General features: G+C 35.2%; 2 protein-coding genes. Both read left to right on the top strand.

Going from position 1 to position 16,542, the window contains the following annotated elements; translation table 11 throughout:
- Positions 1-110: 110 nt before the first annotated feature.
- The gene (locus ACTHPI_RS07455) at positions 111-2,360 is read left to right on the top strand and encodes a mucin-binding protein (RefSeq protein ID WP_445353536.1); all 2,250 of its coding nucleotides are present in this window, start codon (positions 111-113) and stop codon (positions 2,358-2,360) included.
- 159 nt (positions 2,361-2,519) lie between these two features.
- A complete protein-coding gene (locus ACTHPI_RS07450; RefSeq protein ID WP_445353535.1) occupies positions 2,520-16,526 on the top strand; it encodes a mucin-binding protein in 14,007 nt (4,668 codons plus the stop codon).
- Positions 16,527-16,542: the final 16 nt, after the last annotated feature.

Here is a 16,542-nt window from a genome sequence, read left to right as displayed (position 1 = left end):
GGCATAGCTTCTGTAAAGAGGCTATGCTTTTTTTAAACTTTTTTTGTGTGATACTTGGGAAAATAGACTATCTCGTATTATAATAGATGTATATGAAAGGCTAGAATCTAATGAATAAATTAACAAGAAAGATGGCTCTTTTTGGTAAGGGTCGAAAAGCAGTTGTAAACTTCATAGATATAGATAACGATTTAGCTAACATTGGAACCTCTGGCGAATTGGAAGGAAATAAGGACACTCCAATTGAGTTTGATAGTGGTTCTAAGATCAAGGAATTAGAAGACAAGGGTTATGTTCTTGTTGAAAATAAATTTGATCCAAATGGTAAAAAGCCACTTTTTGGTGATGATGAAGAGACTCCATATGAAATTAGCTTTCGTCATGGTCATGAAGTTGTAGATGTAGATAATCCCGGATTTGGGTTTAGTAAGGAACAACTCCAAAAGATTGGTACGCAAACAGTCCACTATACTGGAGCCGCGGGAAGAAGTCCGCAGGATAATGTTTCACATATTATATTTAATCATACTATTGAGGTTGATAAAGTTACCCATAAGATGATTGAGGATAAGGGCTGGAAGCCAGAAAGTCAATGTCATTTAATGATTGGTACTCCAACTATTCCAAGCTATATTCCTGATGAAACTGTTGTAGGTGGCGAATTAGTCAATGTTGATGACCCCGATAGAGAATATACTGTTGAATATGATATTAACAAAGATCCTTCAACAGATGAGCAGTCAGCAATTATCAAATTTGTCGATATAACTGATGATAATCGAGAAATTGTATCAGATAAGTTGACAGGCATGCCTAATACACCTATTGAATATGACCCTCAAACTAAAATTGATGAATTAAATGAAAAGGGCTATTCACTTGTAAATAATGGCTTTAACCCAGGTGGTGAAGTTCAATTCTATCTAAATAGTGATGATGTTGTTCCAACTTTTATTATTACTATGAAGCATGAATTGGCACAAGTTAACGTGGATCATCCAAATGACAAAGTTAAACCAACAGAATATCATCAAGAAACAACTTTTGCAGTTGATTTTGAAGGTGCAGGTGAAAAGACTCCAGTTAACAATGTCCAAAATGCAATTTGGAATCGTTCTATAACTGTGATTGCTCCTACAGGTCAAATTATAGAAAATGGTAAGTATACTACTGACTGGGTTGTAGATCCTGATTCTTTTCATGATGTAAAAGTTCCAGTGGTACCTGGCTATCATACTGATGTAAAAGTGGTTAAGGCACAACCAATTACGCGTGAAGATAGAATCGTCAATGTAAATTATGTTGAAAATGGTCGTATTATACCAGTTGATGAAAATGGTGATCCAATTGAAGGTGCGGATCAACCCGTATTTACTACTCTTAAGACTGATCCAACTAAGGTGATGCCTGATGAAATCGTTCCTACTGTAGAGGGATATAGTAGTGACTTAATGACTGTTACTCCTCATCAACCCGATAAAGATTTGAAAGTAACTTATAAGGCAGATACTAAGAGTGACGTTTTAGTTATTCCAGTAGGTAAAAACAAATTCAAAGATCAGGATGAAAAGGAAAATATGGCAAATCAAGAAAATCAACCAGAAGTAGTAGGCTCAAATGTGATTAAACCTGAAAAAGTTGAAAATCAAGATGAGCCTAAAGAAAACACTGAGGCTCCTGCAGCTGTAGCGACTCCAGTTGAAGCACAACCTATTCAAGAAACAAATATAGAAAGACCTGCTGCAGTGGCACAAAATGTGCCGAATGATGTAGAAAGTCAAGTTAGTGACACTGCTAGTGCAGTAGAACCACATGATCAAGTTGCGATTATCAACTTTATTGATATTGATAAAAATGGTGCGCAATTAACATCATCTGGACCTTTGGTAGGTAAACCCGGTGAAAGTATTAATGATTTATACAGTACTGAAATTCCTCTTAAGGCAATTGAAGATGCTGGTTATGAAATCGTATTTAATAACTTTGATCGAGAAGGTGTTGTTCAACGCTTTGATAATAATGACTTAATGACTCAAATCTTCACTATTGGTGTTAGAAAGAAACGTACACCAGAAGAAAAGGCAGCAGAAGATGCAAAGCAAAAGCAAATAGAAAATAAAGAAAAGCAAGTAAGTGCTCCAACACATATAAGAAATGAATATGTACCTGCTGCAATGCGAAATCCTGCTTTACCAAGTCGTTATGATCACTTTATTCCTCAAGCAGATAGAATTAGACCAACTGAACGTGAAAGAGAAAGACAAGCTATTCGAGACCATAATACAAGTACTGCTGCTATGGTACTTGGTGTAGCTGCAACTTTAATTAGTTTGATTGGTTTAACAGGTAAGCGTAAGTAGCGCGAGCAAAAAAGCAACGCAGAGTGCGTTGCTTTTTGTTATAAATAATTCTGAGATTTTATCAGAAAGAAATAGTAACAATAGTTATTTATATATGTTACTATTATTATGTAATGTAATTATATATAAGATTGTACACTTTATACTGAGGCTGATTAAATGTTATCGAAAAATAATTATAATGAACGACTCCGTAAAATGGAGGAAAGAAATGAACGTTTTTCTATCCGTAAGTTCTCAGCAGGTGCTGCATCTGTTTTAATTGGAATTAGCTTTATGGGAATGGCAAATAGTCAAACTGTAAAGGCAGATACAAATCCAGCAAAAGAACCGAGTGTGGATAGTGATCCTAGTCATGTAGCAAAAGCAGACACCACTAATGTTAAAGATATTAATAAGGTAGTGGTTAATGCTGATGCTACTGTTTCTAATCAAGAGAGTAATAAAGAAACTGAGCAAAATTCAGTTCAATCAACTAATAATACTGTTGATAATAAAGCTGAAAATTCAAATCAAGAAATTTCTCAAAAACAAAATGAGAATCAAGAAAGTGATAAAGCAAAAGAAGTTACTACTAAGCAAGCAAATGATAAAAATCAAGCTTCAACTAATGTAGATATTTCTTCACTTGAAAAAGCAGGTATGGCTGGTCGTAGTAATTTAAATGAAAGTAAAGTTACTTCAGATGCCAATGCTTTAAAACAAGATGCACAAAAACATGCAGAAAAAGTTGCATCTGATTCTCAAGATGATTTAAGTAAAACTGCTAAAGAAACTATTACTGTTACTGCACCAAATGGTACAAGTTTTCAAAATCAAGATGGTACCTCTACCCAGACTTTTACTACTAGTACACAAGCCAATGCAACTCGCAATAAAAAAATAGATTCTGTAACAGGAGAAGCTACTTATTCTGATTGGAGTTATACTCCAACTGATAAAAAATTTGCAGAACAAAAAGTTCCAACTTTCAATGGTTACACACCAAGTGCAGATTCAGATGGTCAAACAATTGATTTAACCAAAAAAGGTCAAGATTACTATATCCCTTCAACTGATGCTTTTACTGAAAATGGTGAACCAATTGATAAGAAAATCAATATTAAATATACAGCTGACCAAGCTGCTGCAAATATTAAGTATATTGATAACAATGATAAAAGTAAGACTATTTATACCCAAAACATTACAGGTGTAACTGGTCAAGTTGTTAACTTTACTACAACTGGAAGTAATGGAACTACGAAGTTAGAAGTTCCAGAAGGTTGGCATTTAGTAAGTGGTCAAAATTATACGTCTACTATGACGCTTGGTCCTGACAATAAACATGCAAGCCAAACCTTATACGTTGAAAAAGATAAGACCGATACACCAGCGACTAATTACACATTTACAATTAATTATCTAAATGGTAATCAAAATGTAGCTAAGCAAGAAGTAACTGGTAAAGCTGGTGAAACAGTTAACTTTAGTTTTGATGGAGCAAATGACACCACTAAGTTAAATGTTCCAGAAGGTTATCAAGTTAATGGTAAATACCCTTCATACATCACTTTTGGTGAAGGGATGCAAACTACTTTTGATGTAAATGTTGTAAAGAAATCAGGTTCAGGTTCAGAAAGTATTGATCCAAATGCTAGTTATACCTTTACTATTAATTATTTAGCTGATAAGCAAAACGTAGCTAAACAAGAAGTAACTGGTAAAGCTGGAGAAACAGTTAACTTTAGTTTAGATGGTGCAAATAACACCACTAAGTTAAATGTTCCAAATGGTTATCAAATCAATGGTAAATATCCTTCATATATTAAATTTGGTGAAGGAATGCAAACTACTTTTGATGTAAATGTTGTAAAGACGTCAGGTTCAGAGAGTACTGATTCCAACGCAACGTATACTTACACCATTAATTATGTAACTAAGAGTGATAATCAAAATGTTGGCAGTCAAAAAGTAACTGGTAAAACTGGTGAAAAAGTTGACTACACTCTTCAAGTTCCAGCAGGTTATGATTTAGTTGCTAATGATCAAGGACAAATTCCAAATGGTGGTTCAGTTACATTTGGTTCAAAGGATGAATCAACAACTATTTATGTAGAAAAGCATGATGCAAGTGGAGACGTTGGTCAGCCTGCAAGTCAAGTTATTAACTTTGTTGATACAGATGATAATAACAAGGTAGTTGAATCAAGAACTTTAGATGGCAAGATTGGTGATACTCAACCACTTATCAAAGATGGTAAGATTGCTATTGCAATTCCTAAGGGTTATGTAGCAGTTAGTCAACAATTACCAGCAAATATTACTTTTGCTAAAGATGCAGCTCCAATTGAAATTAAGCTTGCTCATGAAAAGGCTCAAGAATCTTGGACAGATCACAAAGATGATTCTAACTATAACAAGGTAATCACTGAAACAATTACTTACACTTATCCAAGTGAAAGTGCCAAAACTTTAACTAATCAAATTTCATATGTTCGCAATGGTGTTAAAGATGAAGTAACTGGTAAAGTTACTTATAGTGATTGGGTAGCTGCTACAGATAAAAACACTGGTAAAAAGATAACAAGTTTTGCAGAAGTACCATTTTCTGCAATTAAGGGCTACACTGCAGTTTATACAGATGCAGATGGTCAAAGTCATACATTGACACCAAATGCAGATAACAAAGTAGTTATCCCAGCAGTTAATGCACCAGTTGATGGACCAAGTGCATACAACTTGAGTTTAGTTTATAACAATGACAAGACTGGTAAGCCAGATGATCCGAATGCAACTTACACTTATACTATTAACTATGTGACAAGCGATAAACAAAATATCGGCAATCAAGAAGTATCAGGTAAAACTGGTGAAAAAGTTGAATTTAGCTTAGATGGAACAAATAACACTACTAAGTTAGATGTACCAGAAGGCTATCAAATTAATGGTAATTATCCTTCTCAAATTACTTTTGGACCAAATATGCAAACTTCTTTTGATGTTACAGTTCAAAAGAAGGGTGATTCTGGCAATACTGGTTCTAATACTCCAAGTGATAAGACTTCTAAATACATTATTAATTTTGTAAATGGAAATAATACAGTTGCTACTGCAACTGTAACTGGAACTGTTGGTTCTGTAGTTGATATTGCTTCTAAAGTCAAAGTTCCTGAGGGTTATAAGCTTGCTAATGGAGAAAAACTTGATAATAATTACACCTTTACCGATCAAGATGTAACTAAGAACATACAAGTTGTTGCAACTAATCCAGATAGTAATAAAGTTAATGTTACTGTAAATTACACTTACAATAATGAAACTATTGGTACTACTAATATTAGTGTTACTAAAGGTAAGTCACAAAACATTGCTGGTTTTGTTAAGGCAAATGTTCCAAATGGTTACCAAGTGACTGCAACAATTCCTGCACGAGCATATAATGAAAACACTACTCTCACTATTCCAGTTGAAAAATATGATCCAGCTCAAGATCCTGATAAGGAAAGTACTGTAACTCAAGTAATTAATTATGTAGCAGATGGTACAACAGTTAAAACACAACATTTGACTGATAAAGTTGGTACTAGTTATAAGGTTATTCTTGATGGTACTGCACAAAATGGTGAAGTTTTAATTCAAGCTCCAGATGGCTATAAGATTAATCAATCAAGTATTTCTTCACCAATTGTTTTACAAAAGCGATCCCAACCAATTACTATTCAAGTAACTCCAATTGTATATTCTGGGGCAAATCCTGAAGATGCTGCTAAATATCCAGATCTTACTAAAAAGGTAACAGGAATTTATAAATATAATATTCTTGGAAAAGTCAGTGAATCCCAACCAATTTCAATTGTCTTTTATAGAACTGCTTCTATGGATCCTAAGACTGGAAAAATGGAATACACTGATTGGAAGTCAAATATGACTGGCGGTTCAAGTGATGTTCCTTCAGTTACTCTAAATAATATTGATGGCTACACTATTAAAGCTACTGCTTCAACTGGACAAGAAGTAACTACTGCAGTTGATGGTAATAAGACTATTATTTCAGGAGTTTCAGCATTAAAGGATGGTCAACCAACTGATGTTACTATCAATGTTGATTACATCAATAATGAAACTGGTAAACCAATTGAACCAGATGCTAAGAATACAACTACTACTCTTGAATTAGTAGATGGTGATACAGTTGTGGCTAAGCAAACTGCATCTGGACTAGCTGGAACAACTGCTAAAGTTACTCTTCAAGTTCCAGAGGGTTACAAGTTAGCAGATGGTGTAACTCTTCCAGGTACTATTACTTTTGCAAATGAAGATAAGACTTTGACTTATAAGATTGTCAAAACAACTTCAACAGACCCAGATAAAGGCGATAGTGGTAGTACTGGTGATGAGAAGACAGAAGTTACTCAAGTAATTGATTATGTAGATCAAGAAACTCAAAAAGTAGTTGCTACCCAAACAGTTACTGGTCAAGCTGGTACAATGTATCAACCAATTACTCAAGGTACGCCTGATAAGAGTAAGAATGAAGTCTTAATCAAAGCTCCAGATAATTATGAATTAGCTAAGCAAAAACTTAAGCCATTTACTCTAGTTAGTGGGGCAGCAGCAATTACTGTTTTAGTAAATGCAGTTGTAGTTCCAGAAATTTGGGATAAGCATAAAAATGATCCTAATTACTATAGAGAAATCAAACAAACTGTAACTTATAATTTACCAGGACAAGAGCCAACAACTAATACTTACCAAATTATCTACTACAGAAATGGTAGCTATAATAAAGCAACTGGCGAAACTACTTATGATAAGTGGCAAGCTGCTGAGAAAGATGGTGTGGAAGTTACTAGCTTCTCAGAACATAATGTTTCATTAGCAACTGGTTATACACCAGTAGTTACTATGGATGGTCAGCAAATTACTCTTGAAAAAGATGCTCAAGGTAATTTGGTTATTCCAGCAGTTCAAACTACTCCTGATAGTAAAGACACTAGTTATATTGTTAACTACGAAGCTGATAACTTAAGCTTTAAGATTAATTATGTAAATAACACTGATAAGCAAGTAGTTTCTAGTCAAACTATAACTGGTAAAGCTGGTGAAAGCGTTGATATTAAAGCAGAAATTCCTGAAAATTGGCAAGTAGTTCCAAATACACCAGTTCCAAATGGTAAGTATACTTTTGGTGGTCAAGCTCCAAAAGACATCACTGTTTTAGTTGAACCAAAGACCATTTATGCAGCTGATAATATGGATAATCCAGAATATCACAAGACTGTTCATGGAACTATTTCCGTGGCATTTCCTGGTCAAGAAGCTAAAGTGGAAAATCAATCTAATGTAAGCTTTACTAGAAATGCAACTTATAATCCAGAAACTAAAAAGTATGACTTCACTGACTGGAAGTCAAATATGAAGGATGGTTCTACTACATTTGCTGGAGTAAATGTTCCAATAATTAAGGGCTATACTATCTCAGTTAATGCAAGCAGTGGTGAAAAGATTACCCCAACAGTGAATGGAGATACTGCCACAGTTTCTGGTGGATCTGCTCTTGTAAAGGGAACACCTGAAGATGTAAATGTTCAAGTAACTTACATTAATGATCAAACTGGTAAAGAAGATCCAATTGTTGATCCAAGTTCTAAGGAATATACTTACACCATTAACTATCTGGATGGTGAAACTAAGGTAGGTAGCCAAAGTGTAACTGGTAAAGCTGGTACGACAGCCAACATTAGTGCACAGGTTCCAAATGGTTATAAATTAGCTGAAGGTATTACTATTCCAAGTACTTATACATTTAGTGATAAGAACGAAACATTGAATGTTCAAGTAGTTAAGGGTTCAACTAATCCGGATAACCCAGATAATCCTAATAACCCGAACAACCCAGACAATCCAAATGATCCAGACCAAGAAGTAACCCAAGAAATTCAATATGTTGCAGATGGTACAGTTGTTAAAACTGATAAGTTAACTGGAAAAGTTGGCACAAGCTACAAGGTAATCACAAGCGGAACTGCACAAAATGGCGAAGTTTTGATTCAAGCTCCTGAATACTACACTTGGGCAGGACAAACTAGCATTCCAACAGTAATTAACTTAAGTAAAGATGCTAAGCCAATTAGCTTTAATGTAGCTCCAATAACATACTATGGAAATAGTACTGAAAATCAGTCAAATCCAGAAATGTACAAGACAGTAACAGGAACATATGACTTCACAATGCCGGGAGGATCTACAAGTCAATCAAAGACCACATTGGCCTTTTACAGAGACCGTACAATGGATCCAAAGACTGGCAATTGGAAGTACAGTGACTGGAAGTCAAATATGCAAGATGGTACAACTGATTTTGCAAGTATGACAAACTTGAAGGTAATTGATGGTTACACAATCAAGGTTACAACTTCAACAGGTCAAGAAGTTACTCCATCAATCAGTGGTAACACAGCAACAATTTCAGGAGTATCTGGACTTAAGGATGGTCAACCAGCAGATGTAACAATCAATGTTGACTACATCAATGACAAGACTGGTACAACTGATAAGCCAGTTGACCCTAATAAAGTTTATAATCAAGTGGTTAACTTTATTAACCAAGCTGATAATCAACAAGTAGGCACACAAACTATTAGTGGTAAGACTGGTGAAACTGTTAACTATACTTTGACAGCTCCAGAAGGTTATCAAATTGTTAGTGGTCAACCTGCTGGTGGAAGCATTACCTTTGGTACAGAAGACTTAAAACCAATGACGGTTTATGTTGAAAAGAAGGCTGATCCAAACCAAGAATACACTTACACAATTGACTACAATTACAATGGTCAAACCGTATCAAGTCAAAGTGTAAAGGGCAAAGCTGATCAAGAAGTAAGTGTTGATTTACAAGTTCCAGAGAATTACCAAATAGTAAATGGACAACAAGTACCAAGCAAGGTCACATTTGGCAATAAAGATATGTCAACTGTAATAAATGTTGAACCAAAGGTCATCCAAGGTAATACTGAAGGTAATCAAAATAATCCAGAAGTTTATAGAACTGTAACAGGAACTTATGATGTAACTATTCCAGGTGAAAAGACTAATACTCAAACTACACAACTTTCCTTCTATAGAACTGCAACATATAATCCAGCAACGGGTAAGTATGATTACAGTGATTGGAAGTCAAATATGAAGGATGGTTCAACTAGTTTTGCTAGTCTTGCCGTTCCAGCCGATATTCAAGGTTACACCCTTAAAGTTACAACTGATACAGGACAAACAATTACACCAACTGTTGAAGGATCAACTGCTACTATTTCAGGAGTATCCGGCCTTAAAGATGGTCAACCAACTAATGTTGTTATTACTGTAGAATACATTAATGACCAAACTGGTAAACCAGACAATCCAGATGATACTACTCGTAGTGTAACTATTAACTATGTTTACAATGATCAAACTGTTGGCAGTCAAACTGCTTCTGGTAAAATTGGCGAAAGCAAAACTATTACTTATGAAGTTCCAGAAAATTATCAATTGATTCCAAATGGTGACAAGATTACTACTGGAACTACAATTAAGTTTGGTAATGGTCAACTTGCTCCAATAACCGTTCAAGTTCAGCCAAAGGTAATTGATGGACAAATTTCTGGTAATCAAAATAATCCAGAAGTATATAAGACTGTAACTGCTCATTACACTATTAATATTCCAGGTCAAGCAAGTCAAAGCTTTGCTCCAACTCTTTCCTTCTATAGAACTGCAACATATAATCCAGCAACTGGTAAATATGATTACAGTGATTGGAAGTCAAATATGCAAGATGGTTCAACTACTTTTGCAAGTGTTACTGTTCCAAATGATATTGAAGGTTATACTTTACAAGTAACTACAAATGATGGTCGTACAGTAACTCCAACTATTAGTGGTAAGCAAGCTGTTATTTCTGGTATTTCAGGTTTGGTTAATGGTCAGCCAGAAAGCGTTGATGTAACAGTTAACTATATTAATAATGCCACTGGTAAACCTGACGCTGACCCATCTAATACTGCTCGCTCACTTGTAATTAACTATGTTAACAAAGCTGATAATCAGATAATTTCTACTCAAACTATAACTGGTAAAGTTGGTGAAGAAGTTAGCTTCACTAATGATGTTCCAGCAGGTTATCAAATTGTGGGTGGACAAAGTATTATTGGTAGTCCAATTACATTTGGAAATGGTCAAATGTCAACTGAGACTATCTATGTTGAAAAGACTGGCTCGACTAATCCAGACAATCCTGATAAGGATAAAACTTATACTCAAGTTATTAACTTTGTAGACAATGGCAAGACTATTGCTAGTCAAAATGTAACTGGTAAGGCTGGTGAAACAGTTAAAATTAGTCTTGATTTACCAAAGGGATATAAAGTTGCAAGTGGTAGTCAAATTCCAAGTCAGGTAACTTTTGGAAATAGTGATCCAAAGGCAATGAATGTTAACGTTGAAGCTAATATTATTACTGAGAATGGTTTAAGTTCTAAATCAGCTGACCTATATCGTGTGATTACTAGAACAATCACATTTAATATGCCAAGTTCAACTGCAACTAATACACAAATGCTGGTAAGTTTGGCAGAAGGAACAAATAGTAATACTCAAAGTCAATCAATTGTTTTATACAGAATTAAGACAACTAATGAAGCAACTGGTCAAATTACTTATAGTGATTGGAAATCAAACACTGTTGATAGTAGTGGTAAGCCAGTTACAGAATTTGAAGCTATTAAGATTCCAACAGTTCAAGGTTATAAGGTTGATGTTACTGGAGCAAAAGTTATTGATACAGCAGATGGCCAAGAAATTGCAGCTCAACCTGTACTTACTGCAGATGGACAACCAATTTCTGATGCAAATATCAATATTGAAGTTAACTATGTAGCAAATAGTAATCCAGACAACCCGAACAACCCGAATAATCCAGACAATCCGGATAACCCAGATAATCCAAACAACCCAGACCAAGAAGTAACACAAGAAATTCAATATGTTGCAGATGGTACAGTTGTTAAAACTGATAAGTTAACTGGAAAAGTTGGCACAAGCTACAAGGTAATCACAAGCGGAACTGCACAAAATGGCGAAGTTTTGATTCAAGCTCCTGAATACTACACTTGGGCAGGACAAACTAGCATTCCAACAGTAATTAACTTAAGTAAAGACGCTAAGCCAATCACTTTCAATGTAGCTCCAATTACTTACCATGGTAATTCTAGTGAAAATCAATCAAATCCAGAAATGTACCAAACTGTAACTGGTACATACAATTTCACTCTTCCTAATGGTTCTACTCAACAGTCTAAGACCACATTGGCCTTTTACAGAGACCGTACAATGGATCCGAAGACTGGCAATTGGAAGTACAGTAACTGGAAGTCAAATATGCAAGATGGTACAACTGATTTTGCAAGTATGACAAACTTGAAGGTAATTGATGGTTACACAATCAAGGTTACAACTTCAACAGGTCAAGAAGTTACTCCATCAATTAGTGGTAACACAGCAACAATTTCAGGAGTATCTGGACTTAAGGATGGTCAACCAACAGATGTAACAATCAATGTTGACTACATCAATGACAAGACTGGTACAACTGATAAGCCTGTTAACCCAGATCAGGAATACACTTACACAATTGACTACAATTACAATGGTCAAACTGTATCAAGTCAAAGTGTAAAGGGCAAAGCAGGCCAAGAAGTAAGTGTTGATTTACAAGTTCCAGAGAATTACCAAATAGTAAACGGACAACAAGTACCAAGCAAGGTCACATTTGGCAATAAAGATATGTCAACTGTAATAAATGTTGAACCAAAGGTCATCCAAGGAAACACTGCAGAAGGCAAAAAGAATCCGGAACTTTATAAGCAAGTTACTTTGACTTATGAAGTTGCTACTCCAGGTCAAGCTAGTGAAACTAAATCTGGAGGTACGCTTGATTTTTATAGAGATGCTACTTATAACCCAGCAACGGGTAAGTATGATTACAGTGAATGGAAGTCAAATATGAAGGATGGTTCAACAACATTTGGTGGTAAGATGGTTGTTCCAGTTATTGATGGCTATGATCTTAAGGTAACTACTAGTGATGGACAAACAATTACCCCAACAATTAATGGTAATGAAGCAACGATTTCAGGAATTTCAGCTTTAGTTGATAATCAACCAACTAACATTAGTGTTCAAATTCAATACATTAATAAAGATACTGGTAAGCCAGATACTCCAGATACAGTTCATACAATGACAATTAATTTTGTTAATAATGGCGATAAGCAAGTTGTTTCAACTCAAACTGTAACTGGTAAGACTGGTGAAACTGTTGACTTTAAGTTAGACATTCCAACCAACTGGGAAATTGTTCCAGGTACTTCTATTCCAAGTGGAAAGTACACATTTGGTACTCAAAATCCAGCAGCTCAAACTGTTTTGATTCAACCAAAGACTATTAATGGTAATGATCCAGCTAACCAAAATAATCCAGAAGTTTATAGAACTGTAACTGATACTGTAATTGTTAACTACCCTGGTAAAGATCCAGTAGTTCAAAATGCAAGTCTAGTATTCTACAGAAATGGAACTATCGATCCTGCAACTGGTAAGTGGACTTATGGTGAATGGCAATCTAATATGTCAGATAAGTCAACTACTTTCCCAACTATTACGGTTTCGACAATTGATGGATATACTATTGTTGCTACTACAAATGACGGTCGAATAATTACTCCACTTATTCAAGGTAATACTGCTACAATTTCTGGTATTTCTGGACTTAAAGATGGTCAACCAAGTGACGTTACAATTGCTATTAATTACAAGAATGACTCAACTGGTAAAGAGGATAATCCTGTAAACCCAGATACTAAGCTTTACACTTATACCATTAATTACATGGATGGTGATAAGCAAGTAGCAAGTCAAAGTGTTACTGGTCCTAAAGGAAGCATAGCTCAAATTACTGCTAATATTCCAAATGGATACAAGTTAGCTGACGGAGAAAAAGTTCCAACAAGCTACACCTTCCAAGATAAGAATGAAAGTATAAATATTGCAGTAGTTAAAGATACTTCTGCTCCAGATAATCCGGACAATCCAAATAATCCAGATAAGAGTGATACCACTACAGTTAGCGGTCTTAATGATAAAACTAACCCAGACTTGTATCGTGAAATTACTCAAACTATTACAATTACAAGTCCAGATGGTAAGAGTCAGTCAGTTGAAAATCATTTGATTTTCTATAGAGATAAGACAACTAATAATAAGACTGGTCAAACTACTTACACTGATTGGAAATCAAATAGTGGTACTGAAGGTCACTTAGTAACTGACTTTGGTGAATTAGAAGTGCCAACTTTGAAAGGTTATGATGTAGTAGCTACTAAAGGCGGTCAAAAGATTGACTTGATTTCTAAAGATGGCAAGCTATACTTACCAGCACAACCAGGTCTTGTAAATGGCAGCCCAGATAATCAAGCAATTTCAATTACTTATAATCCTCAAACTCAAAGTGTAAAGATTAATTTCCTTGATAAAGATGGACAAGTAATTTCAACTCAAACTGTAACTGGTAAAACTGGTGAAAGTATTAAGTTGAACTTGGATATTCCTAAGAATTGGCAATTAGTTCCAAATACCACAATTCCAACCAGCGTAACAATTGGAGCAAATGACAATAAGGATATTTCAATTCAAATTGAACATAAGTTAACTATTGTTGACGGACGTAATGATCAATCTAACCCAGAATTATTCAAGCAAGTAACTAGAACAATTATTATGAATTGGCCTGGTCAACCTGCTGGTAAGTCAACAGCTAGCTTAGCATTTTATCGTGTATCAACTACTGATGAAGTAACTGGAAAGACTACTTATAGTAATTGGCAATCTGCTTCAACTACAAGTCAATATCCGGAACAAGCTGTATCAATGGCAGGTTATACTGCAGAATCAAATGATGTTCAGTTGATAACTAAAGATGGTAAGCAATATGTTCCTGCAACTAATGCAAGCTTTAACTCTGAAGGTGTTCCAGTAGATAGCACAATTGTTGTTAACTATGTAGGTGACAAGCAAGAAGTTAAGATTGACTATATTGAAAATGGTCAAACTGTTTCAACTCAAACTATCACTGGACAAACTGGACAAACTATAGCTATTCCACTAGACCTTCCAGATGGATATGAAGTTGCAAATGGTGCTAGTGTTCCAACCCAAATTACATTTGGTAAGGACACTAAGCCAATGACAGTTGAAGTAGTTAAGATTCCAAGCGGTGAACAAAAGCAAACAATTGACTATGTTGATTCAAATGGCAATATTGTTGGTAGTCAATATGTAACTGGCAAGATTGGTTCAACAGTTGATGTTAAGGCTAGTCTTCCAATTAACTGGAAGTTAGTAGATGGAGAAACAGTTCCAACCAGCGTAGTAATTAAAGAAACTGATAATCCTATTAATATCAAGGTTGTTTCAACTACTATTCAAGTAAATCCAAGTGATCCAAAGATTCCAGGAACTGATATTGATGGTGCTCATGGTCAAACTTATCCAAATGGCTTAACTGAACAAGATTTGAATAAGACAGTTACTAGAACAGTTAATATTGTTGATCCATTAACTGGTAAAGTTTCAACCACTGTTCAAACAGTTAAATTTACTAGAACTGCTACTGTTCAAGTTGCAACTGGACAAGTTAGTTATGGTGATTGGACTGCAAGTGGTGACAAGAACTTTGCATCAATTAAGGTTCCAGTAATTGATGGCTATACTGCAAGTGGCACTGTTAGTGAAATTACTCCAACTGCTGATTATGGTAATCAAACTTTAACTATTACTTATACTAAGAATGGTTCAGAAACTAAACCAGATAATGAAAAGTATAAGCCAGAAGTCAGCGAAAATACTTCAATTACAACTAATGGTGAAATCAAGCCAGAAGATGTAATTAAGAATGCTGATAAGATGCCTGAGGGCACTAAGTTTGAATGGACTGATCCTGATAAGGTAGCCGAAGACTTGAAGAAGCCAGGTACTTATAAGGATGTTGGTGTCAAGATTACTTATCCAGATAAATCAACAACTACAGTAACTACTACAATTGTTGTTTCAGATAAGCAAGAAGCTAGCTATACTCAAGAAATTATCTTTAAGGATGAAAAGACTGGTAAAGAAATTAGAAGCTTTAAGTTTACTGGACCGCTTACTGATGGTAAGGCTACATTAAGTGCTGATAAACTTAAGAGTGTAATTGAATCCTTATTTGATGTGATTAAAGCTGGTGGCGATAATTACAAGAATGCAGTTATTGTAAGTTTGCCAACTAAAGATATTGAAGTAACTGGTGGTGATAACGCTCCAATTATTGTAATGGTTGGTTTTGAAAATAGTAATACTGGTGGCAACACTGGTGATAACACTGATCATGGTGACAATACTGGAAATAATACTAGTGGCAGCACTGGTGACAACATTGATCACGGTGACAACTCTGGAAATAATACTAGTGGTAATACCGGAGATAACACTACTAATAACAGTAGCAGCTCTAATACCGATAACAATTCAGATAATTCAAGTTCAAATACTTCTGGTTCAAACACTACAGGTGAAACTACAAGTGATGAAAATAAGGATAATTCTGAAAATACTAACAACGGTAATGACACTACTCCAACTGATGTAGATAATAAGGACGACAATTCTGATGACAGTGGATATGATGATTCTGATGATGGAGATGAAGACGAAGATAATGATGAAACTCCATCTAAGACTAACCATCATAATAATTCAACTTCATCAAATGGCGGTGTGGCTGAACATGCTAATAATGCACAATGGCTTGCAAACCATGGTTATATTGTAACTGTTGGCTCACACGGTCAAGTTCTAGGTTATGTGAAATCTACAGATGGACAAGGTAGAATTATTGCAGCTCAATCTCACAGTCAATCCTCACTTGATGATGCATCAACCAGCGCACTTAAGAAGGCAGGATTAGCTGGATTGAAGAACGAAAATAATTCTAAGAAATTACCACAAACCGGCGATGAAAATAATGATAAAGCAGCTATCGGACTTGGTTTAGTCACTGCTGCAGGACTCCTTGGTCTTGCAGGTGCTGAAAAGAAACGCAAAAAAGAATAAATTTAAGACTGAATAG

Source organism: Lactobacillus sp. PSON, from assembly GCF_052615405.1.
Note: the sequence above shows the minus strand (reverse complement) of the source record. Positions and strands in the feature narration are given on the sequence as shown.